Source organism: Oxalobacter paraformigenes, assembly GCF_000158475.2.
Classification (GTDB): domain Bacteria; phylum Pseudomonadota; class Gammaproteobacteria; order Burkholderiales; family Burkholderiaceae_D; genus Oxalobacter; species Oxalobacter paraformigenes.
The window spans coordinates 776,147-797,473 of record NZ_KI392031.1; the positions used below are offsets into that span (position 1 = coordinate 776,147).

Below are 21,327 nucleotides of genomic sequence, written 5' to 3' on the forward strand. Positions count from 1 at the left end.
AGCCACGGGCCAAAGCCCGGATCGTTCCGGATGGGCTTCGCCGCGAAAAACGATGCGCTTCCCTTTTCCGCCCGCGTTACGGCAGACTGAACCGGGTCGCCCTGAAAAGCCTGCCCCAACGCCCGGGGCGGGGCGATTTCCGCGCCGGTCATGTCTTTTTTGAAAGACGCACAGGAAAAAACGGTCAGGAAAATGCCCGCGGAAAATGTTTCCACCGGGACAGGCGTTGACGATGCCGGCGTAAAGCGCTTGAATAGACCACATGGCGGCGGTTTGCGACACGCGTTTGGCCGCGATATCGCCGGAATGCGGAAAAAGAAACGGAAAACGCGGGAAAATGCCGGCCGGAAAAGCCGCTCCCCGGGCCCGGTTTCCGCTTGGGCGGCAAGGGTCGCCGGCGGGAAATTGTCAGGCTGTAAGGGGAGTGGACAGGGGATAAGACCGGTAATTTTGGCGCGAATGAAGAAAGGAAGGCATGGAATGGAAATTAAGGTACGTCAATACCGGCCTGGCGACTTGCCGGACATGATCCGGATATGGAACGAAGTGGTGGAAGAGGGCATCGCGTTTCCTCAGGAAGAACGGCTGGACATGGCAACAGGCGCCGGCTTTTTCGGCGACCAGTCCTGTTGTGGCGTGGCAGAAGAGAGCGGAAGCGGCAAAATTTTCGGTCTGTACATCCTGCATCCCAATAATGTCGGCCGGTGCGGCCATATCGGCAATGCCAGTTATGCCGTCAGTTCGGAAAGCCGGGGACGGCATATCGGGGAAAAACTCGTGAAGGATTCCCTGATACAGGGCAAAAGGATCGGTTTCCGCGTTTTGCAGTTCAATGCCGTGGTCGCGACGAATCGCCATGCACGGCATCTTTACGAAAGGCTGGGATTCACGCAACTGGGCGTCATTCCGGGCGGTTTCCGCATGAAAGACGGCGATTATGAGGATATCTGTCCCTATTATCGCCTGCTGTAGGACATGGCTGGCCGTGGAAGCCGGCGGTTTGCCGGGAAAGGCGGAAAAAACGCGCTGATCGCCCGCGACGGTATGTGGCAAGTCCGGCGTGGGAGAGCTGTTCGCCTGCCTGCCATCCGCGGGCGGTTTATGGCCTTTGCGGGCAACCGGGGAAAAAAGGACACGGATGAGGGGCCGGGCTGTTCGGTTTTTTCCGGAAAACAGGGGGATGTCTGGCCCTGTCCTGCCGGGTTCCGGGTGCGGCCTGAGACCGGCGGGGCAAGGCGTCAGATGATACGAAAAACGTAGCAAACATTTTGTTTAATAACGTCATGTCCGCTTCCGGCGCGGTCTGGCGTAGCCGGCGAAGGGCCCTGTCGAAGGCGGGATGGTTGCGGGCGCGCAGGTTCAGGCAAAACGGGGGGCAGGCGGGAAACGGGCGGTATCGGCCCTTTTCCGGGATCTTGTCGGGAAAACCGGTTTTCCCGGAAAACGCCTCGCCAATGACCCGGAGGGAGCCAGCCCGGTTGACGGGGGCATCGCCGAAGCAGGGCGGGGTGGCGGACGGAGGGAGGCGGCAGGGCCATCGTCCGGCGAACGGATGGCGACCCGGAAAACGGTGGTTTGAAAGCCGGGCCGTCCGGCTTCTTCAGGCGCGGGATGTGGGGAAGAACCGTTCGCCCTTTCAGTCAAGGTTGACGGGTTTCAGCGCCGTGGTATGCTTGATTTCGCTCAATACGAACGAGCTTTGCATTTTGGCGATGCCCTTGATGCGGGTCAGTTTTTCAAACACGAAGCGGTCGTAGGCCTGAAGGTCTTTCACGACGACTTTCAGGAAAAAATCGTGAATGCCGCCGATGGAATAGCACTCCATGACTTCGTCCACATCGCGGATGGCTTCCCGGAACTGGCGGATATGCCCGTCGTCGTGCACGGACAGGGTGACGTTGCAGAACACGACAAGGGGAAGCCCGATCTTTTGCGGATCGACCAGCGCCACATAACGCTTGATAATGCCTTCTTCTTCCAGCCGCCGGATGCGTTCGTAAATAGGGGTTTTGGAAAGGTGCAGTCGGGAAGCCAGCGCCTTCATGTTGATTTTGGCGTCATTCTGGAGCGCTTCCAGAATCAGCCGATCGGTTTTGTCCAGTCGGGTCATGGTTTTTTTTCCTGCCGGTTTGCCTCCGGAGCGGGCGGAAATGTCCTGTGGATGGCAAAAAGGCCGATATTCAGGAATATTTCCCTGATTTTGTTTCCGGTATGGTGTATTTTACGGCATTCCCTATAATGAATGGAAACTTTATCCGGCCTGATCCGGGTAAAAAGGCGGGAAGAGGGGCTTTCCGTTCCGGGCGATGCATTGCGGCGGAAAAAACAGGACACTTCCGGCGGTTTTCAGGAATATGAAGAGGAAAGGGGAACGGCCGCAAGGCGTTCCGGTTTCGTGGACAATGGCGTTTAAAAGAACATTTTGGTTTCATCTGATCGCGCTGGTGACGGTGGCGATCTGGGGCACGACCTTCGTATCGACCAAGGTGCTGATCCGGAGCGGGCTGACGCCAGTGGACATTTTCTTTTACCGGTTTGTGCTGGCGTATCTCTGCATCTGGATCATCTCGCCGAAAAGGTGGTTTGCCGACAGCGTAAAAGATGAACTCTGGCTTGCCGCGGCCGGATTTTGCGGAGGCGCCCTGTATTTTGTCACGGAAAACACGGCGCTTGATTTGACGCTGGTCTCGAACGTCTCGCTGATCGTGTGCATTGCGCCTCTTTTGACCGCGTTTCTCGTCATCCTCTTTTACCGGAACGAAAAAGTCCGCAAAACCCTTCTGGCCGGTTCGGTCATGGCGCTGGTGGGCGTGGCGCTGGTCGTATTCAACGGGCATTTCATCCTCAAACTGTCCCCGGCGGGCGATCTCCTGACCGTGGCCGCCGCGTTTTCGTGGGCCTTTTACTGCCTGATCCTGAAGCGGCTCGACCTGCGTTATCCCACGCTCTTCATTACCCGCAAAGTCTTTTTCTACGGCGTGGTGACGCTCCTGCCTTTTTTGCCTTTTCTGCCGCTGCATTTCGAGGCGGCCATTTTCATGCAGCCTGCCGTCTGGACAAACCTCCTCTTCCTGTCGCTGGTCGCTTCCATGCTGTGTTTCATCATGTGGAACATGGCCGTGAAAGAACTGGGCCCCGTACTGGCGACCAACTACATTTACATCGTTCCGCTGATTGCGATGCTCACCTCGGCCGTGTTGCTCGGCGAACCTGTCAATACGGTCATGCTGGGAGGATGCGCGCTGATTCTGGCGGGCGTTTTTCTGGGGCAGCGCCGTTCGCCGCCTGAAAAGCCCTGAACCGTTTGTCGCCTTGCCGTGTCCCGGCCCGGTTCCGTTGGCTAGTGACGGGGCCGTCATTCCTTTTCGCGCACCCCCCACAAATCGGACAAGGCGTCCGCCGGATGAGCCCCGGGAGCGTGGAGGGCGAAAGCCGTTTTCACGGGTTATGCTGGCGACGCCCATCAGACGGAAGCCTTTCCTTTTTCGCGCGCGGCAAAAAAGCCACAGATGGGCAATCATGCAAAAACCCGGTCTTGCCGGAGCGCGTGTCCCTTTGCAGGCGAATGCCGGAGCGTCCGGCCTGCCGCAGGCGCTCCGGCCTGAAGAAGCCTCATGAGGCCCCTGTCCGGCGCCTTTTGCCCGCCCGAAACGGCAGCGGTGCCGGGCCGGCCCCGCCGTTTGCCGGACGGGGCGGGAAAGCGTGCCGGCCTGCCGCAAAGAGCCGGAACCGCCGTGTTCGATAGCCGGCTGTTTTCCCCGGCGGGCAAAGCGGGCCGCTTGCCGGGCAGGCTGAAGCGGCGTTTTCCCTGTTTTCCCGCTCTTTTGGAACCGCCCGGTTTTGCCGGTGTGCCGGATGAATGGCGAAAGGGGGCAAATGGGGCGGGCCTTTTCCATGCCCGGCGAAGAGGGCGGAAAAGGCAGACGACGTTTTCCGGTGGAAGCGTCGGAAGCGGCCGTCCGGCAAAGGCGGACAGAAAGGGGAAAGCCGGAATGCGTTTGGCCGCCGTGCCGGCAGCCATGTTCCGGTTTGCTGCCGCGTCGGTTCGGCAGACAGGCTTTTACGATCGGCGGCAAGGGGGAAAAGAATCGGCGGCAAGGGGGAAAAGAGACAGGGAAAAGACAACAAGGTGAAAAGGGCAAAGAGGAAAGAGCGGAGGCTGGAGAGCCGGAAAAGGCAATGATGAAAAGCGCAAGGGCCTGTGAAGGTACACAGGATAAAAAAAACGGCCCATCAAGTCTGGCCTTCAGGTTGGACAAATCGCCTGCCGGAACTGGCAGGTGATTATCGTGCGGTCTTGCGGGCCCTTCAACATCAAACTTTGATCGTTATGCCGAAAGGCCGTTTCAACAATACCCTTCCGACGGTATCACTCAGACCGAATGCAAACTATAAAGGAGAAAAGGTTTGGCGTGTCGTGTCACTCGGATCGGCAAGCATAAGAAACGTCAAACAGGCTGAACATCCTCTTGTGGCAGGAAAACCGGAAGAGAAATGGCAAGCCGGGGGTTCGGGACATCTCATAATACGGGGCGGTTACGACGCGCTGGCAGGGCCATTTCCAGTCCACGGCTTGCCCTTTGAATTGATGATATGGCTTTTTGGCTTTTAAAAGGAATTTGAGCACATTTTATAAGCGTTTTTTTATCACTTTAAAGGGATTTTTTCGTTAAATCGGACGCCATGTCGATCTACTTGCGGATCAGACCAAACGTCCGGTGATATTTCCGGGAAATTGCCCCAAACCCGCCTGAATTAAAGCTTGTCGGCTTTTTTAGACTTTTTTTACCGGGTTTGATCCAGACATCCCCCTGCTGCCTGTCTCCTTCCCCGGCCACAGCCGCTTGCCGCCGCGCCGGAACCGGTTGCCGGTGACGGTTGAGGGGAGAGGGAAGAGGGAAGAGGGAAGAGGGAAGAGGGGCTTTATCGGGCGCTTTGCGTCCGGGAACGTTTATCCGTTTCGCGAAAGGGCGGCCAGCGGTTTTCAGGCGATCAGCAAAAGGGTTCCCACCGCCAGCACGGGCAGGCAGCTTGTCATGAAGCACATGGCGGCGACCGCTGCCCGCCACCAGGTGTCGCGGGAAGTCGAGGCGAAAAGAGACGACATGACCGCTGCCGGAACCAGCAGGCAGGCAAAGGGGATACCGCCGAAAACAAGCATCGTGGTGTCTTTTCCCACCATCTTGATGAACACGATATCGGCAACCCAGCACACGGCAAGCGCCGCATAAAAGCGCCACAAAAGCCGGGCAGGCAAAGGTTGCAGCAGGGCTATCGTCAGGAAAGCGCCGCCCACGACAAAGAGAAGCAGGGTAAAAAAAGCGAACGTGGTCAGGGGAGAATGGAAGTGGAGAACGATGCCGAAGCTCGCCAGCCAGAAGACAATCAGGGGCGCGTAACGCAGCAATCTGCTTTTCATGGATACCTGTTTCCTGTAAAAACCGGGCCGTTTACCGGATTCCGTGCCTGCCGGCGGCAGGATTGGCGACAGTAGCCGACCCGTCAGACAACTGGCACGGAAGGAATTTGCCGGTTTTTCCGTTATCCCGTCCCTTTGGCGCGCCATAGCCGTTTTCCGCCTTTGTCTGGAAATCCCGTCAGGAAGTCCCTGCCGGTACACAGCATGCCACAGCCTGCCCGCTTTTTACAAGCCATCCTCTCCATCACGCCGGACAAAAAAACGGGAGGCAAAAAGCCCGGCAGGAAGCGGCAAGCCGTGCCCGCGCGTCTTTTATCCGGACAGGGGCACGCCTTTCATGGCCGGTTTCGTATGGACAGCCAGCACAAAAGCGAGCCGGCGCAGACCATAAGTCCGCCCTGCCGGAAAGACGCGGCAGGCGGCGTTTCCGGCGTCGCCTGACGGCTGGCGGGTAAAGCGCGGGCGTGAAACAGGACGCGGCGGCCAGTACGGTCGCCTTGCCTTTTGAATCCCGGTATGGCGGCGGCGCGGCCGAACCGTGCCGGGCACGTGCTGACAATCAGGGGAGAGCCGTTTCCGGCAGGCGGCCGGAAAGCCCGCCGCTTTATCCCGGAAATGCCCGCCGGATTGTCTGGCCCGTTCAGTACTTGATGCAGGCCGTCAGGGCGATATTGCGCGGACGCGTTTCGCTGCCCCCCGTCCAGGTCGTGGCAATCGGCGCATGTTCGGCCACTTCCATGACTTGCGGCGTCCAGGAATACACGCCGGAACCGAACTGCACCTTCGGGATATCCAGAAACCCGTGATTGTGATTGCGGATTTCATCCCCCTGCACACTGCCCAGCGGCCGGCCGTCGTCGAGGCCGCGGCCCTTGTCCAGACAGCGGATGAATTCGCCGCGCAGATCGGGCAGCCGGAAAGTCGTCATGCCGTTGTCGCCGGAACCGAAAGCCGTGCCGATGGCGGCAAACAGATCCGGATACGCCGCCACCAGCAGCATCGACCCGTCCGCGACCAGCCAGCCGTCGGGAGGCGTTTCCGAACACAGGTAAAGCACGGAACCGGGCGGCACGCCGTTTTCTCCCCTGGACGGATACAGCGATTCAAGCCAGGGAAGCGGCGTCGCGTTTTCACCGGTTCCGCCTTGCATGGCGTTTTCTTTCAGGAGCGCCAGCAACTGGGGCGACAACCGCGGATCCGGTTCGGACGGAATAGCCGGCTGGCGGGCCGTTCCATCGCTGTCCATGAGGTTTTTCAGACAATCGCGCAACTGGCAGAACGCTTCGCGCAATTCTCCCGGCGAGCGGGGTTTCCGGTGGGTGTTGATCCAGTCGGTTTCGGTTTCTCGGGCCATGATTTCTCCATAAAAAAGCCCCCCTTCAAAAGAAGGGGGGCAAAGTGTGTTTGAAAACGGTTTCGGGCGCAAAAAGCCACCCGGAAGATATGGTATCAGCGATTGTTTTTTCGGTCAGCTCCGGTCACGGTTTTTTTCTTCCGCGGGGAAAAGAACGGTTTTCCGCGTTTTCACCGGTTTTTTTGGCGCGGTGAAATGCCGCCATGTCACACGGGCGATGTCCGGGATCATTTTTTCCGTCACGGCTTTCGGTTCCTTGCCGTGAGAAACGAATACCGTGACAAAGACCGGCTGGCCGTCCGGCAACACGATAATGCCCATATCGTTGATCGTCATGCCCTGTTTCCGGTAAAAAGCCGTCGAAGTGCCTGTCTTGTGGATCAGCGGCGTTTGCGGGGGCAAACTGCTTCTCAGGCGTTCAGGAGAGAGCCCCGAATTTTTCATGGCGTTCCAGAGAAAAGCGTGCGTTCGGGGTTTCAGCAGTTTCTTTTCCTCGAAAAGGCGCAACAGCCGTGTCGCCGCTGCCGGCGTCGAGCTGTTTCGGAACGGGATAGGCCAGTCGCCGTGCATTGCCCGCTCGGTCGTGGCGACCGTCATGCCGGCAACGCCGTGTCGCCTGAGGAAAGCCGTAACCTTTTCCGGGGCGCCCGCCAGCCGCAGCAGGATGTCGCAACCGTTGTTGTCGCTGTCAGTCATGGTCGTGCGCACGATTTCGGCAAGGGGAATGAAAACGGTCTTTCCTTTCCGGTACCTGTCCCGCAAGGGGCTCCAGGTGCCCGGACGCAATTCGGAACGGCTGATTGCGATGCGTTTTTCCAGCGACAGCTCCCCCCTGTCCACCCTGTCCAGTACAGAGAGCGCGATGGGAAATTTATAGACGCTTTGCATCGGGAAAAGGGCATCGGCCGCGATAGCGGCTCGTTCCGTGCCGCCGGCATTCCCGACGGTCACCCCGATGTGTGCCCGGTGACCGGCGACAAGCGCGCCGATTTTTTCCTGAAGGGATTGCGCCTGGCAGGCAAACGACAGGGCGAATGCCATCCACAAACCCGGCATAAGGGCGGCGAGGCGTTTTTTCATAAGGCAAACACAGGCGACAAAACAGTCAGCGGAATTTTCCCGGCAGGCGAAAACACGCCATCCGGCCTGACCGGCATTGTAGCGCGGCAAGCTGTCAGGGCACGGAAAGGGATGAGACAAGGCTGTTTTCCGTCAAAAAGAGGCCGGAAAACGGGCTGGCGCCAGCTTTTTTCAGGGGAATTTTGGCGGGCGCCAGTCTGTTTGTCCGGTTCGAAAGAACCGGAAAACCGGAACCGGATGCGGCATGGCGCCGGCCTGACGGTTTGGGAGAGGAGAAAGACAGGGCGGACTGACCGTCTGAGGGGGCAGTCCGGTGTTCCCGGAAAACAGGCGCTTCAGGAAAAAAGCGGCAGGGCGCAAAACGCGTGTTCCCGCCCTGATTGCCGCGCCTGTCCCGACGGCCTGAAAACGGTCTTTACGACGCGCTTCCCCAGGTCATGTTCATCAGCGCGAGATTGGCGCTGCGCTCTGTTTCGCATCTGGCGCAAAACTGAAAGGATTGCTGGCAGACGGGTACCGCTGCCGCGGCGCTGTCGCGTGCCATTGTTTCTCCACAGTTTTCGCAAACGGGGCCGTTTGCCGGCTTGTTTTTTTTCATGGGGTTTGGGTGTCCTGAAAACAAAAAGTCCCGTTGCCGGGACTTTTTGGCGTGGGGCCGGATTAAACCGGCTGGATATTTTTGGCCTGCGGCCCTTTTTGGCCTGCGCCCGTTTCAAACCTGACCTTTTGCCCTTCAGTCAGCGACTTGAAGCCGCTGCCCTGAATTTCGGAGAAATGGGCGAAAAGATCCGCGCCATGACTGTCAGGCGTGATGAAACCGAAACCCTTTGAATCGTTGAACCATTTTACAGTACCTGTTTCCATCTGGAATTCCTTAAAAAATAATAAAAGAAGGGCAAACGCCCGTTTGGCAAGATAATCAAGGAAGACTGGTGAGACGATGAAGAAACTGTGAAAAACAGTACAACGAGGCCAACTGAATCCGGAACTTGAAAATATTGTTCAGGCATATTAACACGAAAACGGACTGGCGGGTGAAATAAATCGGAAAAACCTGACCGTACCGGTTCCGGACAGGACACGGCCCGAAAGCCCGCAGCGGTTTCGGGCAGAAATATCGCTTTTGCCGTTTTGGCGGCCGCCCGCAAGGCAGCGGAAAAAACCGCCTTGAAGCCGCGGTGACCCCGAAAGACCCGAACGCTACTCGTCGAGCCGGAAAAGTTCCCGGACGCCGTGCCGCGCCGCAGCCAGGGGATTTTCGGATGGGTGTAAACAGGATTCCCATGCCGCTCTGGAGAGGGCCGCAATCGTTTTTTCCGTTTCCAGTATGGAGTCTTTCGCTTCGCTGATAAAAACGCTGATCAGAACAGGCCTGCCGTCGGGCAGCATGATGATGCCGATATCGTTGACGCTCATTCCCCCGGCAGGGGATACGGCGCCGGTGCCGGTTTTATGGATCAGCGCCGTTCCGGCAGGGAGCGGATCGCGCAGCCGGCCGGGCCCCGTCAGGGTATCCCCCATCAGTTTCCAGAGCAGTTCCTGACTGGACGGCTTCAGCAGTTTCTTCCGGTAAAACAGGCGCAGCAGGCGGTTGGCGGCGGCCGGGGTCGCCGTATTGCGGAACTGCTTTTCCGGGTCACGGTGCATATCCGCTTCGGTAGCGCCGATTTCCATGCCCGTAATGCCCAGTCCCTTTATATAGCGATCGACCGCTTGCGGGCCGCCCAGAAGGCGCAGCAGGATATCGCACCCGTTATTGTCGGACAGGGTGATGGTATCGCTGAGGATTTCCCGGAGCGGGATGGCGACATTCGCTTCCGGATATTTTTCCCGCAAGGGGCTGTGCGTGTCGGGAAGCAGATCGGAAGGGGCGAGAAAAACGGGATCGTCCAGATTCAGGCGTCCCTTGTCCACGCTGTCGAGCACGGCCAGCGCGACGGGAAACTTGACGACGCTTTGCATCGGAAACGGTTTGTCGGCGTTATGGGCCGCTTTCACGGCGCTGCCGCCGGATTCGATGGCCACGCCCACCTCGGCTTGCGTCTGTTTGACAATCGCATCGACTTTCGCCTGCAAGGCCGGCGCTTCCGGAGGCTGGGCCAGCGCGAAAGCGAACGGACAAAGCGCGGCAAGTGCCACGCACACACAGTGGATCCAATTTTTTTTCATCATGGGACTATCCGGAAAGGGGCAAACCGGGCAAGACACAGAAAAACGGGCATCCCGGTCGGTAAAACGGGAAAAGGTTTGCAGGACGGCATTTTAACCCGGTGTGCGCGGCAACGGAACAGGGAAGCGTCCATAAACACGGAGACAGCCTTTCCCGCAAGTAAAGGCAGCGGGAAAAGGCCGGACACCGGCTGGCGGATGAATCCGGTTTTCGCCGGGTAAAAACCCTGTTCGGATTCCGCGTTTTCCGGAAAATGTTCACCTGGTTTCAGGCTGCCGGTGTGCCTGCGCCGGACCTGCCGGCTGGAAAAACGGTTTGCCGGAAGCCGCCCGGACGGTTTTGCCGGACGCTTCCGCGCTTTCCCGGCAGCGGCATCCGGTTTCTTTTCTGCGGGGGAACCGCAGAAGCCCGCCGCATCGTCCCGAACGTCCGGAGCGGAAACGGAACCCGCAAATCCTCAAATCCTCAAATCCCGAAATCCCGAAATCCCGAAATCCCGAAATCCCGAAATCCCGAAATCCCGAAATCCCGAAATCCCGAAATCCCGAAATCCCGAAATCCCGAAATCCCGAAATCCCGACATCCCGACATCCCGACATCCCGACATCCCGACATCCCGACATCCCGACATCCCGACATCCCGACATCCCGACATCCCGACATCCCGACATCCCGACATCCCGACATCCCGAAACGGTTTGGCCAACGCGCTGTGCCCGCTGACAGCGCCCATGCCGGTATCGTTTCGGGGGGGCGACAAAACACGAACGGAGGGAAGGCACAGGACGCGGCGTTCCCGCAAAGAGCCCTTCATCCCGATTTCCGTCCAGCCCGGCGACCCGGCCGTTTTTTCCATGCGCTGGCGGGTACGGGATGTATTTTTCAGACCTTTTAATGTCTGAAAATCCCTGGATTCCTGTCTTTTTTCCACCGGCGCCATCTGTTTCGCCGGAAAGAATCATAAAAATGCCATAAATGTCCGGAAACGGTCTGAAACAGGTGTATAAGAATGAGAGGCTTTCCGTTTTTCGCTTTCCGGCAGACTGTTTTGGCGGCGCGGCTTGCGCGCGGCCGGGATTTTCGGGTCTGGCGGAACAAACGGAAAGGGCTCTGGCCGGAAAGGCCGCCGGAAAACGGTTTTCCGGCCTTCCGAAAAACCGGAACGATAACGCGTTCCGATCATGTAAAGGAGTTTTTATGAATAGTTTCATGAATGGATTTTTCAGGGCGATGGCCATGCCGAATACGGCGGACAACCTGTATGCGGCGGGTTCGGCGCTCAGCAAATGGATTGCCGAGCAAAGGGAAAAATCCGCTGCAAAAGAGCGTTTTGAAAAAAGTATGAACATGGATGCGCCCGTCTTGCGCAAAACCGTGCCGGCCGCCACAGGCGGGACGAATGCCGCACGGGGCGCGAACCGCACGCTCTTTGGCGACATATATGCCGGCGGATCGGCCGGTTCGGGGACGGCTCCTTCAGGGCAGCAGGCGCCGGACGGGTATGAATTCGTCAACCGCCACCAGAATGAATCGGACAGGATGCTCAGAGAATTGCATCATGGACTGGTGGATTTCATGAACAGCGGCAATCCCGATCCGAATGCCGCAGTCGGGAACAATCCGGTGGCGCCGCGCGGACGCCATGTCGAAAATCCCGTCATCGACAATCGCCGCCGCTAGGGAAGAGGCGGTTGCCGGCACACCTGCCCGGGCGCTGCGATATCGCCGGGAAAACAGGGGTCTAAAGGCAGCGCGGCCTTTGGGGAGCTGATGCCGGGCGAAAGCGGCGCTTTTTCGGGGAAGACGCGGATTGTCCCGTTTGCCGGTGGCCGGGGATGGACAAGCCGGCAAAGACGGTTTCCTGTCCGGCAGCGGGAACGGCCGGAGGGCCAGCCGGCATACCGGAGCGCAAACGGCCAAATCGGGCCGGACGGCCTTTTCCTTTCTGATCCGCGGTAAAAACAGATGGCCCGGTCTGCCCGCGAAAGGCCGGCTCGGAAAACACATCCGTTTTTTCGGGAAAAGGCGGGTTTTGGCGGGAGATGGCCTCATCCGTTTCATCAGGCCGCTTTTCGGAAAACCTCTCTCCGGCTGTGGACGATGGCTGGCGGCCGCCTCGCCGTTTCAGCGGGTGCCGTTTCCCCGCAGGCGTTTCCAAAAGAGCGGGCGGCTGTCGGAAGGCGGCTGGCAAAGGCCGCCTCGCATGCGGGCCGGAAACGGGCAGCGGGGGGTGACGGGCGGCAAGCTGTCCTCATGGCATGGGTCTGAGTCTGTCTGAACCGCATTCCTGCCGCGTCTGCCGGATTGCCAAAAGAACGGGCCCGGTACGCCATGACAGGGCCGGGTCACCGGCGGGGAAAAAGGGCGGGAGCGGTCGCCGCTTTCACGAATGGGCGGGACAGGGAGAGGTCAGAGACGGGATGAATCAAAAAGGCGGAAAAGGGCGTCAAACCCGCCTGCCTACCGGGTTTTAAGGTTTTGGTAAAAAATGGTGATTTCCGGGCGGTTCGGGTGAAAGGGCGGGAAAAAGACGGGAAATCCCGCTTTGGATCGGGAAAAAATCCTTATTAAATCGCCGAAAAATACCCTTCAGACGATTCACAAGGCCTTTTTATCGGGCATGGTGACTGAAAATACTGGCCGGAAACCCGATCCGGTTCATCCGGAAATCAGGCCCGCCGTACTAGCGGGCCTTGCGGTGAGAGGCCGTTTCCCGCTTCCGGCAAAGAGCGGGGCCGAAACGGAGCGTCGCATTCGTTTTCCCGTGTCTTTTCCCTTTCCCCGTTGCCCTGTCTGTTTTCCTTGCCCGCCGGATGGCTGCGGAAAAGCCAGCCTTTGCTGAGGCAGGAGGAAAACGCTTCCTGAACGGCCGGAAAAACCCGACGACCCGCCGGAAACCGCGGGCGGCCGGAAAGAAGCCGGGAAAAAGCGGGGAAAAGGGCGCTTTGCAAATGAACGGGAAGCGGCGGGATGAACAGGGCGCCTGCCCGCTGAAAAAGCCGGCAACGGCATTCGCTTCGGGAGAAACAGGCCGTTGCGGTCAGGGGACGGCCTGTCCCTTGCGCAACCGGCGCGGGGTTCAGGCGCGGAAAAAGGTATCCCTTCGCCGTTTCGCCCACGGAAAAGGCCGTCTCCGCATTTGACGGACTCGTCACGTCCGTTCCGTTGCCGCCGGCCATCGGACGGGAAAGCCGGACGCGGCCGGAGGAAAAAGCCGGAGAAAAAACCCTCAGATATAGTCCGAAATATACGGTTTTTCCGGAATCAGCGCATTGTCCAGCAGCCGGAGCGTCGCCTCGTCGGCTTCGATCCGATCCAGTTTTGCCAGCTCGGACGCCCGCTTGTAGCCCAGAAGCAATGTCGTCAGGGTGCCGATCGACATGGACGCCCGGCGTTCCGCCTCTTCGTTTGAGAGCGTGCCCTTGCCGTCCCGGAAGGAAACGGTGAACGGGCGGTCGTTCCATTCCAGAAACGGATCGGAAATGACGAGTGTGATTTTCCCGGCCGCTTCCGGCTCGAAGCGGTAATTTTTCAGGAACATTTCCACATCGACGATCCGGCCCATGATATAAGGCCGGATCGTTTCCCGGATATCGCTGTCTTCCAGACTGAACGCGATGGGTTCGCTGAAATAATTGCTGCCGCCGACTTCGTTTATCATGGATTCATGGGCGCTGACGTATTTCATCAGGCCCTTCCGGGCTTCGCTGTTGATGTAAATCATTTCCCGGATGGACATGACGTCGTCCCGGATCAGATAGACCATATAACCTGTCGGCCGGTCGGCCGCATCGTAATAGACGGCGACTGCCGTGTCATCCTCGTTCCAGCGCCAGTATTCTTCCCAGGCCAGAGGGTTGCGGAACAGGCAGCCGTGCGTCTGTTTCGCGAACCGGGTGTGCAGTTTCATGAAATCGGGATTGTCCCAGGGCACCCGGCGCACATAGCCCGGCACGTCGATAAGTTTCGGAAGCTGGACGTCCCGTATGCGGTACGACATCTTGTCGGAGACGATTTCCCAGCCGCGCTTGCGGTAGAGCGGAATCGAATACGGATAAAGCAGGGTGAGCGATTGCCCGTTTTTCCGCATTTCCGTCAACCCCCGCTTCATCAGCCTCGACATGAGGCCCATCCCGGAATATTCCGGATAAGTGGCGACACTGGTTACGAAGCCGATGGGATATACAACCGAATGGATGTTCATTTCCAGCGGATAAACGGCGAACTGGGAAACCAGTTCGCTGCCGTCGAAACAGCCCCAGACATTGGCGCGTTCCAGAATCGGGAATTTCGACTGCTTGATGTCGTCTTCTTCCCAGCCGTATTCCTGAAGGGTTTTTTCCGTGACCTGAAAGGCGTAACGGAGCAGCGCGTTGTACTGATCCAGATGTTGCGCCGACAGGGCCTCGATATGAAAATTGCTTTTGACCATAAATTCACCTGATTTTCCCGCGCCGTTTTGGGGCGCGTTTTCAGCCGGCCGGCCCGGATGCGGGTCTTGCCGGCAACCTGATTTTTTCAACCGGGCCTGCCGCCCGGTTCGCGGAGGGCCTTTCAAGAGGCGTCTTTAAAACAGGGCAAAAAGAAAGGGAATGGCGCAGGCCTGCCGTCCGCTTTCCGGCGCAAAAGCGGTGTATTCGCGCTTTTGCCGGGCTTCCGGGGTCTTTTCAGCGGAAAAGACCCCGAAGGGACAGGGAAGGCAGTTGAAAGCCGGTTTTAATCGTTTGACAGATACGCCTGATCGACCGTTTGAAGAGTGAATGAAAAAGAAACATCGCCGTTTCGTCCGGCAACCGTTTCCCTGCGGCTTTCCGCCGGGCGGAAAGGAACGGGAAAACAGTCGCCGTCCGTCAGTTCTTCAACAGGAAGCCCCGTTTTGCAGGCGAAGCGAAACGGGCCATTCCCGCCTGTTGCCAGTATAGAACGATAAAAACGGGACAGGGCCGTTTTCATCAAACGAAACGTTTTTTCCGGGCGGATTGCCATAGCGAAGCGGGAAGCGTCCGGCAAACGGATGACGATGGAACCGGTATCCATCATAGCACACCGGCCGTTTTTCCGCAGAAAGCGGCGGAAAAGGCGCGATGGTGGCGACCGCGGGAAAGCACCGCAGACCGGGGAGAGAAGAAGCCTTCGCTTTCCGGGGAAGTTTCATCCGGCGGAAAAACCGGCAAAACCGGCAAAAGCCCGGTCAGAAAAAATCCTTTTTCAGCCGCCAGGCCTGCCGCAGATAGTCGCGGGCCCGCTTTTCGGCTTCGGCGCTCCGGCTGGCAAAACCGTCGGCACGGGGAAGTTCGGCGGGGCTTTTCAGGCCGCAGGCATCAGCCATGAAATTTTTCAGAATGGAGAGGGGATCCGTTTTCATGCGGGTAGCCAGTTCGATGAATTCGAACGGAACGGGGACGGGATAAGGTTCCGTATTGTCCGAGACGAAGCGGCCTCCCTCGCCGGGCACAAGGCCGCGGGGCGCGAGAAAACCGTCGGGATTTTTTGCGTTGCGCCAGCCGATGCAATTGAGATTGTAAGGGCTGTCGATATATTCATAATCGTCGAGATCGAAAGCGCGGCGCAGCGTCTGGTCAGGATAGGCGTCGAAACGGTAAAGGCTTCTTGAACGCGGGGTGCCGGACGTTTTCCGGCGAACCAGTCTGGCCAGTCCGATAAGGCCGGTTTCCTCACCGCTTTCCTTCAGGCGCTTTTCCCATTGCCGGACATTGACCGGATCGGCTGGCAAAAGCAGTTCCCTGTCCTGATAATCGACAACCAGTTTCTCGCTGTTGTCCGTGACAAGAACGCTTTTCAGGCGTGCATCATAATAAAGTGTGGGTCTCACGAGTGTTCCGGTCGGCTGGGAGTGAATCGGGTGGCGTCCTGTCGGGCGCGTTTTTGCCGCTTGCGCGGGCAACGCGGAAATGTAACGGAAAAACGGAAACTTGGCAATGCGTTGCCTCATGCCGGAACCGGAAAAAGCGGGCCGGCCCGGAAAAGGCGAAAAAACGCGCCGCCCCGGAAAAAACCGGCAAAAAAGCCTGGAAAACGCAATAAAAAAGGAACGGGATTCTCCGTTCCTTTTGGGTTGCCAGCTGGCGGCCTAGCGGATAACAATGACGCGTTTGACGTCGATTTCAGGCGCGCGCATCAGATCCTTGTCAACCTTGCCCTGGATTTCGACTGCCGTATTGGCGTCGACGCGCTGGCCGGCGAAATCCTCCTCATCAATTTCCACCTGAATCGTGCCGGTGCCGTCGTTGAACTGGTACATGTCGTCCGAGAGGCGGGACGTGATTTTTCCGCGCAGCGTCACCCGGACGTCGTCCACCGGATTTTTCAGGATCTCGGCGACATTCCGGTAGGAAGCGGCCTGATTCGGGCCGACATACTGGGCGTGCGCCGCGCTGGCGGCGCACAGGACGCCGGATGCGACGAGCAGACTGGCCGCGATTTTCTTGAGCATTTTTTCTCCTTTATCCATCGTAAAAAAACGGGTTGATAAAAAAAACGGTACCGCCATGGCGCGTGTGACACACAAAACGACAGCAAACTCATAAAGCCCACAAGGCTTGCGCAACCGTTGCCTGTCCGGCAAATTGTCCGGTTGCCGCCGGCCGGCGGCAAAAACCGCTAAAACGGCTGAACCGGCCGGCCGGGTTTACCGGGCCGCCCGCGCGCAAACGGGCAGCCAGAGGCGGCTGGCGGAAACGGTTCCGCCAAAGCGGCAGACAGGAAGGGAAGTCTGGCCATTTCCTGCCGCAAACGCCGGAACCGGCCAAAAGCCGGAGATTACCGGATGACCGTCAGGCGTTTGACGTCGATCTTCGGCTTTTGCATGAGATCCTTGTCCACTTCACCCCAGATTTCAACCCGGGTATTGGCGTCAACGCGCTGGCCGGCGAATTCTTTCGGGCCGATCTTGACGTCGATCGTGCCGGTGCCGTCCGTGAACTGATACATCTTGTTCGACACCTGCCTTGCAATGGTGCCTTTTAAGGAAACATACACGTCGTCCACCGGATCTTTCAGGATTTCGGCGACGTTTTGGTACTGTTTGACCTGGCTTGGGCCGACGTACTGGGCCTGCGCCGTATTCATGGCGCACATGACGCTGGTGATGACCAAAAACACGGCGCCGCAGGCAATGGCGAAAGAACTGATAGCTGTTTTCTTGAACATGATCGCATCCTTTGCAAAAGGTTGAAAAAGGAAAGGTTGTCCCGGTGTTTTCCGTTCGGGCCGTCAGCTGGCGAACGCCTTATCTGGCCTGTGCCGGAATGCCGATCCGCTTGACGTCGATTTTGGGCGGTCTCAGGGCGTCCGTATCGACTTCGCCGGCAATCTCGATCACGGTATCCGGGCCGATCCGGCGTCCGGCAAACACGTTTTCGTCAATATCGACAACGATGGTGCCGGTCTTGTCGGCAAACTCGTATTCATCGTGTTTCAGCTGTTTGGTCAGCTTGCCTTTCAGGATAACCGCTTCGTCGTCAACCGGATTTTTCAGCACGGATCTGACGGTGGTCTTGGCCTTGATGCGGGTCGGGCCGACATACTGGGCGCTGGCGGTGGAAGAAACGGCCAAAAGGCCGATGGAACAGGCCGCGGCAAGCAGGCCGGTCAGCAGTTTTCTGGAAATCATGAAACACTCCTTTGGTTTGTCGGGTCAATAACAGGGTCGGTACAGCCTTTGCAAGACGTCGTTTCATAACGACAGTTCATCTTAACGTATTTTGGAAAACGGTGCAGAGGCCGCTTCAAACCGGCGCCTGCCCTATTTTCCTATTATGGTTCCGGCAAGACATGAAAGAATGGGGAATATCAAAAGAAGCCCATATCGGAACCAATCCGAAGCCTTCCTCCGGTCGCGAATACGCCTGCCGGAAAAAAACCGTTTCAGGCAGCACGCGGGCCGTGCCGGCGCCCTGCCGCAAGCGTTTGCCCGATGCCGGGAAAGCCGGACGGAAGACGTGCCCGCGCCGCTTTTTCCGGCAATGCGCCGCTTGCAAACCGCGTGCCGTTTCCGCTTCGCCAAGGCGCTTTCGCGCACCGGGACAAAAGACGGCCTGACAAACCGGCAAGACAAGTCGAAAAACCGGATGAAAACGTTTAAAATAGCGGTTTTATGATACCGGCAAGGGCAGATGCCCGGCCATTCGCGCCGGTTTTTTGAGCAACGGGCAAGGCGATGAGAACGCCAGCGGCTCATGCCGCCGGCGGGCTGTCAGGAGAATTCACATGTATATCGTCACAGGCGGCGCCGGTTTCATCGGCAGCGCCATGATCTGGAAACTGAACCAGATGGGGATCGACGACATTTTAGTCGTCGATAATCTCGCGTCCAGCGAAAAATGGCACAACCTCGTCAACCGGAAATTCACCGATTATCTGCACCGTGACGAATTCCGGAAAATGCTCGAGGAAAACCGCCTGCACCGGGAAATCGACGGCATCATCCATCTGGGCGCGTGTTCCGCCACCACCGAACGCAATGTCGATTTTCTGATGCAAAACAACGTGAAGTACAGCGAAATGCTGTGCCGCCGGGCGCTGGAGCGGGGCGTGCGCTTCATCAACGCCAGCAGCGCGGCAACCTATGGCGACGGATCGCTGGGCTTTTCCGACAGCATCGAGACGACGCTTCGCCTCAAACCCCTGAACGCCTACGGTTGGTCGAAACAGCTCTTCGACCTCTGGGCGCACCATGAGGGGTGCCTGGGCAGCATTGCCAGCGTCAAATTCTTCAACGTGTACGGCCCGAACGAATACCACAAGGGCGACATGAAAAGCGTCATCTGCAAGGTTTTCGCCGACATCAAAAAAGGCTTGCCCATCCGCCTGTTCAAATCGGACAACCCGCAATACGGCGACGGCGAATCGTTCCGTGATTTCGTGTACGTGAAAGACTGCGTCAACGTCCTGTACTGGCTGCTGGAACATCCCGAAGCCAACGGCATCCTGAACATCGGTTCGGGAAAAGCCAGAAGCTGGAACGATCTGGCCCATGCCGTCTATGCGGCCATGAAACTGCCGCCGCAAATCGAATATTTTGACATGCCCGAAACACTGAAAGGCAAATACCAGTACTTCACGCAGGCCGACATGGGCTGGATGGAAAAATACGGTTGCGACGTGCCTTTCCATACGCTGGAAGAGGGCGCGGCCGACTATATCCGCCAATACCTGATGAAAGACGATCCCTATCTCGAACAGATCCTGTAAAAGGGAAACGGGGAAAACGCGAAGAGGAAAACCGGAATGGCTTTTCCGCGGAACGCTTCCCCGCGCGAACCGGCATTCCCGAAGCTTAGGCAGCCGGGACAGAACCGGCTGGATTCGGAACGCCTGAAGCCACCGGGTTTTTCCCGAAAAAAGCATGAGCCGGCAACGGTTCCGGTTCGGGCTTTCTTCCGTTTTCTTTCTGAAGACGTCCCTTTCCGGGGCCGGTTTTCCGGTATTTTTCCTTGCCTGACCGGACAAAAGGCGTTTTCCGGCACGCGGGCCGATATCAAAGCCTGCCGGGCACGCCACCGTAAAACCGCCTGTATTCCCATGAAAACGGCCACAAAAGAGGGCAGCCCGCAATCCAGCGGGAAAGAGGCCCTCTTTTGCCGTATCCGCTTTCTTGCGGGGACAGTGTCCCGGTTTCCTCCTGTGCCCGGTTTGCCGCATGCCCGGCGGGCTGCCGGACAGGACAGGGCGGGGCATTTCCCACTGCCCGGAAAGCGGGCCGCCTGCGCCATTGCCTGTCCATCCGGGGCAATAAGGCGACGCAAGCCGGCCGGATCCTTCCTTTCCCGCCTCCCCTCAGGGCTTCACAGCGATACCGATTTGCGGTATAAACACGGGTTTTTGCATCCGGCCGGTGCGGCAAACGGGAAAAGCACGGTTCCGGAAAGCGGGGTAAATTCGCCTTTCCGGCCGGGCAAGCGCGTTTCCCGAAAACGCGCCCCTGTTTGATTCCATTAAACAGGGGGGCGGCCCTGTCGCGTATGCTTTGGGAAACCCCGGTTAAACTCTCTGGACAACACATGAAAAAAACACTCGTCGCCGCCAGTCTCTTCGGCTTTTTTTCCGCTTTGGCATCGGCGCAAACCAGCGTCAACATCTATGGCATCGTCGATACCGGCCTGATCAAGGAATCCGGTTCCGACCTCCGCATGGGCGACTATATGGCCAGCCGCATCGGTTTCAAGGGAAACGAAGACCTCGGCAATGGCCTGAAAGCCACCTTTGAAATGGAGCAGCGCTTCCGGCTGGCGACCGGCAAGCTGACAGGCAATTACAGCTGGGACGAGGGCATCCGCCAGAAACTGGGCGAAGAGGAAAAAATGCAATGGACGGCGTCTTCCAATGTCGGACTGGCCGGACACTGGGGGTCTGTCCGCCTTGGCCGCGTGATGAGCATGGTCGCCGAAACCTTCACGATGATCGACCCCTTCGACCAGAACGGCATCGCCTCGTCCTATTCGGTCAACAGTTTCCTGCATTCGCATTTCCTGAGCAATACCGTGCGCTATGAAAGCCCGACCTTTTCCGGCCTGGAACTGGGCCTGACCTACACACTCGGCGACGACAAACACGGCGATACGCCGAAAGACGAATTCGTGAAACGGAATGGAAACGACGGCTTCGCCATCAATCCGCGTTACCATAACGGGCCGCTGCTTTTGCTCGCCAACTTCGAACGGGCGCCCGACTCCGGCAATTCCTGCCGCTGGGACGTGGGGGGAACGTATCAGCTCGGCAAGCTGAAGCTGTTTTTGGGCTATGAAAGAAGCCTCTTCAAGCTCGACGAGATGACCGACAAGACCGGCAACCAGAAAGAATGGCTGGCCGGCCTGCAATACCGGATGGGGCCGCACATGATTCTCGCCTCTTTCGACCGGGGCGACGTCGATGCCGGAAAATACAACGGGCATGCCAACAAGTATGCCGTCGGCTACAACTACGATTTTTCCAAACGGACGTTCCTCTACAGCAGCCTGATCTATGTGGACAGCAGCAACGACAACGTCGGTTCCGTTTATAACAGCAACGGCGCCGCACAGGATTCGATGACCGGCATCCAGATCGGGCTGAACCACAAGTTCTGAAAACCGTCCCGTTTCGCAAGGGGCAGGGCGGCTTCTGGCGGCAGACGCCGGGGCCGCCCTGCCGGAACGGGATGGCCGGAATGGCCCTTTCGGGCTGGCCTTCCGGGTTCGTTCCTGACAGCCGTTTTCCCCCTGTCCCTTTGGCCCCCTTCCTTTTATTCCCGTCCTTTCGCGTCCGGCCTTCCGGGCCGGTTTTTCCGGCGGAACCGCCGTTTCC

22 protein-coding genes are annotated in these 21,327 nt (G+C 58.2%); 8 read left to right on the forward strand and 14 right to left on the reverse strand.

Annotated features, from left to right (window positions below):
- The first annotated feature begins 480 nt into the window (after nucleotides 1-480).
- Nucleotides 481-972, forward strand: a complete 492-nt coding sequence (locus OFAG_RS07295) for a GNAT family N-acetyltransferase (RefSeq protein ID WP_005876974.1) — start codon at nucleotides 481-483, stop codon at nucleotides 970-972.
- Between the two features lie 367 nt (nucleotides 973-1,339).
- On the forward strand, nucleotides 1,340-1,579 hold the full coding sequence (locus OFAG_RS07305; RefSeq protein ID WP_005876973.1) for a hypothetical protein: 240 nt from the start codon (nucleotides 1,340-1,342) through the stop codon (nucleotides 1,577-1,579).
- Between the two features lie 57 nt (nucleotides 1,580-1,636).
- Here OFAG_RS07305 and OFAG_RS07310 read toward each other — a convergent pair whose 3' ends face one another.
- Nucleotides 1,637-2,110, reverse strand: coding sequence for an Lrp/AsnC family transcriptional regulator (locus tag OFAG_RS07310; protein WP_005876971.1), 474 nt, complete (start codon nucleotides 2,108-2,110; stop codon nucleotides 1,637-1,639).
- A 132-nt stretch (nucleotides 2,111-2,242) separates the two neighbouring features.
- Here OFAG_RS07310 and OFAG_RS13825 point away from each other — a divergent pair, with 132 nt between their 5' ends.
- Nucleotides 2,243-2,413 carry a hypothetical protein gene (locus OFAG_RS13825; RefSeq protein WP_005876969.1) on the forward strand — a complete coding sequence of 57 codons (171 nt, stop codon included), beginning with the start codon at nucleotides 2,243-2,245 and terminating at the stop codon, nucleotides 2,411-2,413.
- Entirely contained in the window at nucleotides 2,403-3,299 is an 897-nt protein-coding gene (locus OFAG_RS07315; RefSeq protein ID WP_005876967.1) for a DMT family transporter, read from the forward strand. The genes OFAG_RS13825 and OFAG_RS07315 overlap by 11 nt, the downstream gene beginning before the upstream one ends.
- 1,685 nt (nucleotides 3,300-4,984) lie before the next feature.
- On the opposite strand, the gene OFAG_RS07335 is transcribed toward OFAG_RS07315, so the two are convergent.
- Nucleotides 4,985-5,419 (reverse strand): hypothetical protein, encoded by a 435-nt coding sequence (locus OFAG_RS07335; protein WP_147617666.1) that lies wholly within the window; start codon nucleotides 5,417-5,419, stop codon nucleotides 4,985-4,987.
- A 204-nt stretch (nucleotides 5,420-5,623) separates the two neighbouring features.
- Between OFAG_RS07335 and OFAG_RS07340 the strand changes: the two genes are divergently transcribed.
- A complete protein-coding gene (locus OFAG_RS07340) occupies nucleotides 5,624-5,860 on the forward strand; it encodes a hypothetical protein (protein WP_147617665.1) in 237 nt (78 codons plus the stop codon).
- 199 nt (nucleotides 5,861-6,059) lie between these two features.
- Here the strand turns inward: OFAG_RS07340 and OFAG_RS07345 are convergent, their stop codons facing one another.
- The 6 genes from OFAG_RS07345 to OFAG_RS14340 all read right to left on the reverse strand — a co-directional run bounded on the left by OFAG_RS07345 (nucleotide 6,060) and on the right by OFAG_RS14340 (nucleotide 10,963).
- The gene (locus OFAG_RS07345; protein WP_005876963.1) at nucleotides 6,060-6,773 is read right to left on the reverse strand and encodes a phage tail protein; all 714 of its coding nucleotides are present in this window, start codon (nucleotides 6,771-6,773) and stop codon (nucleotides 6,060-6,062) included.
- 114 nt (nucleotides 6,774-6,887) lie between these two features.
- Nucleotides 6,888-7,853 (reverse strand): class A beta-lactamase, encoded by a 966-nt coding sequence (gene bla, locus OFAG_RS07350; RefSeq protein ID WP_005876961.1) that lies wholly within the window; start codon nucleotides 7,851-7,853, stop codon nucleotides 6,888-6,890.
- Nucleotides 7,854-8,268: 415 nt separating this feature from the next.
- Complete coding sequence (locus OFAG_RS14465) at nucleotides 8,269-8,397, reverse strand: hypothetical protein (RefSeq protein ID WP_261798456.1); 129 nt, start codon at nucleotides 8,395-8,397, stop codon at nucleotides 8,269-8,271.
- Nucleotides 8,398-8,513: 116 nt separating this feature from the next.
- Nucleotides 8,514-8,717, reverse strand: a complete 204-nt coding sequence (locus OFAG_RS13445) for a cold-shock protein (protein WP_005876960.1) — start codon at nucleotides 8,715-8,717, stop codon at nucleotides 8,514-8,516.
- 336 nt (nucleotides 8,718-9,053) lie between these two features.
- Nucleotides 9,054-10,025, reverse strand: coding sequence for a class A beta-lactamase (gene bla / locus OFAG_RS07370; protein WP_020995064.1), 972 nt, complete (start codon nucleotides 10,023-10,025; stop codon nucleotides 9,054-9,056).
- Between the two features lie 455 nt (nucleotides 10,026-10,480).
- Nucleotides 10,481-10,963 (reverse strand): hypothetical protein, encoded by a 483-nt coding sequence (locus OFAG_RS14340; RefSeq protein ID WP_040719935.1) that lies wholly within the window; start codon nucleotides 10,961-10,963, stop codon nucleotides 10,481-10,483.
- A gap of 257 nt (nucleotides 10,964-11,220) precedes the next feature.
- Between OFAG_RS14340 and OFAG_RS07390 the strand changes: the two genes are divergently transcribed.
- On the forward strand, nucleotides 11,221-11,703 hold the full coding sequence (locus OFAG_RS07390; RefSeq protein ID WP_147617664.1) for a hypothetical protein: 483 nt from the start codon (nucleotides 11,221-11,223) through the stop codon (nucleotides 11,701-11,703).
- A 1,549-nt stretch (nucleotides 11,704-13,252) separates the two neighbouring features.
- Here OFAG_RS07390 and OFAG_RS07405 read toward each other — a convergent pair.
- From OFAG_RS07405 to OFAG_RS07435, 6 genes are all read right to left on the reverse strand, one after another.
- Complete coding sequence (locus OFAG_RS07405; RefSeq protein ID WP_005876957.1) at nucleotides 13,253-14,455, reverse strand: GNAT family N-acetyltransferase; 1,203 nt, start codon at nucleotides 14,453-14,455, stop codon at nucleotides 13,253-13,255.
- 284 nt (nucleotides 14,456-14,739) lie between these two features.
- A complete protein-coding gene (locus OFAG_RS07410) occupies nucleotides 14,740-15,063 on the reverse strand; it encodes a hypothetical protein (RefSeq protein WP_005876956.1) in 324 nt (107 codons plus the stop codon).
- A 151-nt stretch (nucleotides 15,064-15,214) separates the two neighbouring features.
- A complete protein-coding gene (locus OFAG_RS07415; RefSeq protein WP_040721195.1) occupies nucleotides 15,215-15,856 on the reverse strand; it encodes a hypothetical protein in 642 nt (213 codons plus the stop codon).
- Nucleotides 15,857-16,114: 258 nt separating this feature from the next.
- Nucleotides 16,115-16,477, reverse strand: a complete 363-nt coding sequence (locus tag OFAG_RS07420; protein ID WP_005876953.1) for a NirD/YgiW/YdeI family stress tolerance protein — start codon at nucleotides 16,475-16,477, stop codon at nucleotides 16,115-16,117.
- A gap of 326 nt (nucleotides 16,478-16,803) precedes the next feature.
- Nucleotides 16,804-17,193 carry a YgiW/YdeI family stress tolerance OB fold protein gene (locus tag OFAG_RS07430; protein WP_005876952.1) on the reverse strand — a complete coding sequence of 130 codons (390 nt, stop codon included), beginning with the start codon at nucleotides 17,191-17,193 and terminating at the stop codon, nucleotides 16,804-16,806.
- Nucleotides 17,194-17,272: 79 nt separating this feature from the next.
- A complete protein-coding gene (locus OFAG_RS07435; protein ID WP_005876950.1) occupies nucleotides 17,273-17,656 on the reverse strand; it encodes a YgiW/YdeI family stress tolerance OB fold protein in 384 nt (127 codons plus the stop codon).
- A gap of 596 nt (nucleotides 17,657-18,252) precedes the next feature.
- On the opposite strand from OFAG_RS07435, the gene rfaD reads away from it, so the two are divergent.
- Together rfaD and OFAG_RS07455 are read left to right on the forward strand one after the other, a co-directional pair.
- Nucleotides 18,253-19,236, forward strand: coding sequence for an ADP-glyceromanno-heptose 6-epimerase (rfaD, locus tag OFAG_RS07445; protein ID WP_005876947.1), 984 nt, complete (start codon nucleotides 18,253-18,255; stop codon nucleotides 19,234-19,236).
- Nucleotides 19,237-20,045: 809 nt separating this feature from the next.
- Nucleotides 20,046-21,110, forward strand: a complete 1,065-nt coding sequence (locus OFAG_RS07455) for a porin (RefSeq protein WP_005876943.1) — start codon at nucleotides 20,046-20,048, stop codon at nucleotides 21,108-21,110.
- Nucleotides 21,111-21,327 lie beyond the last annotated feature (217 nt).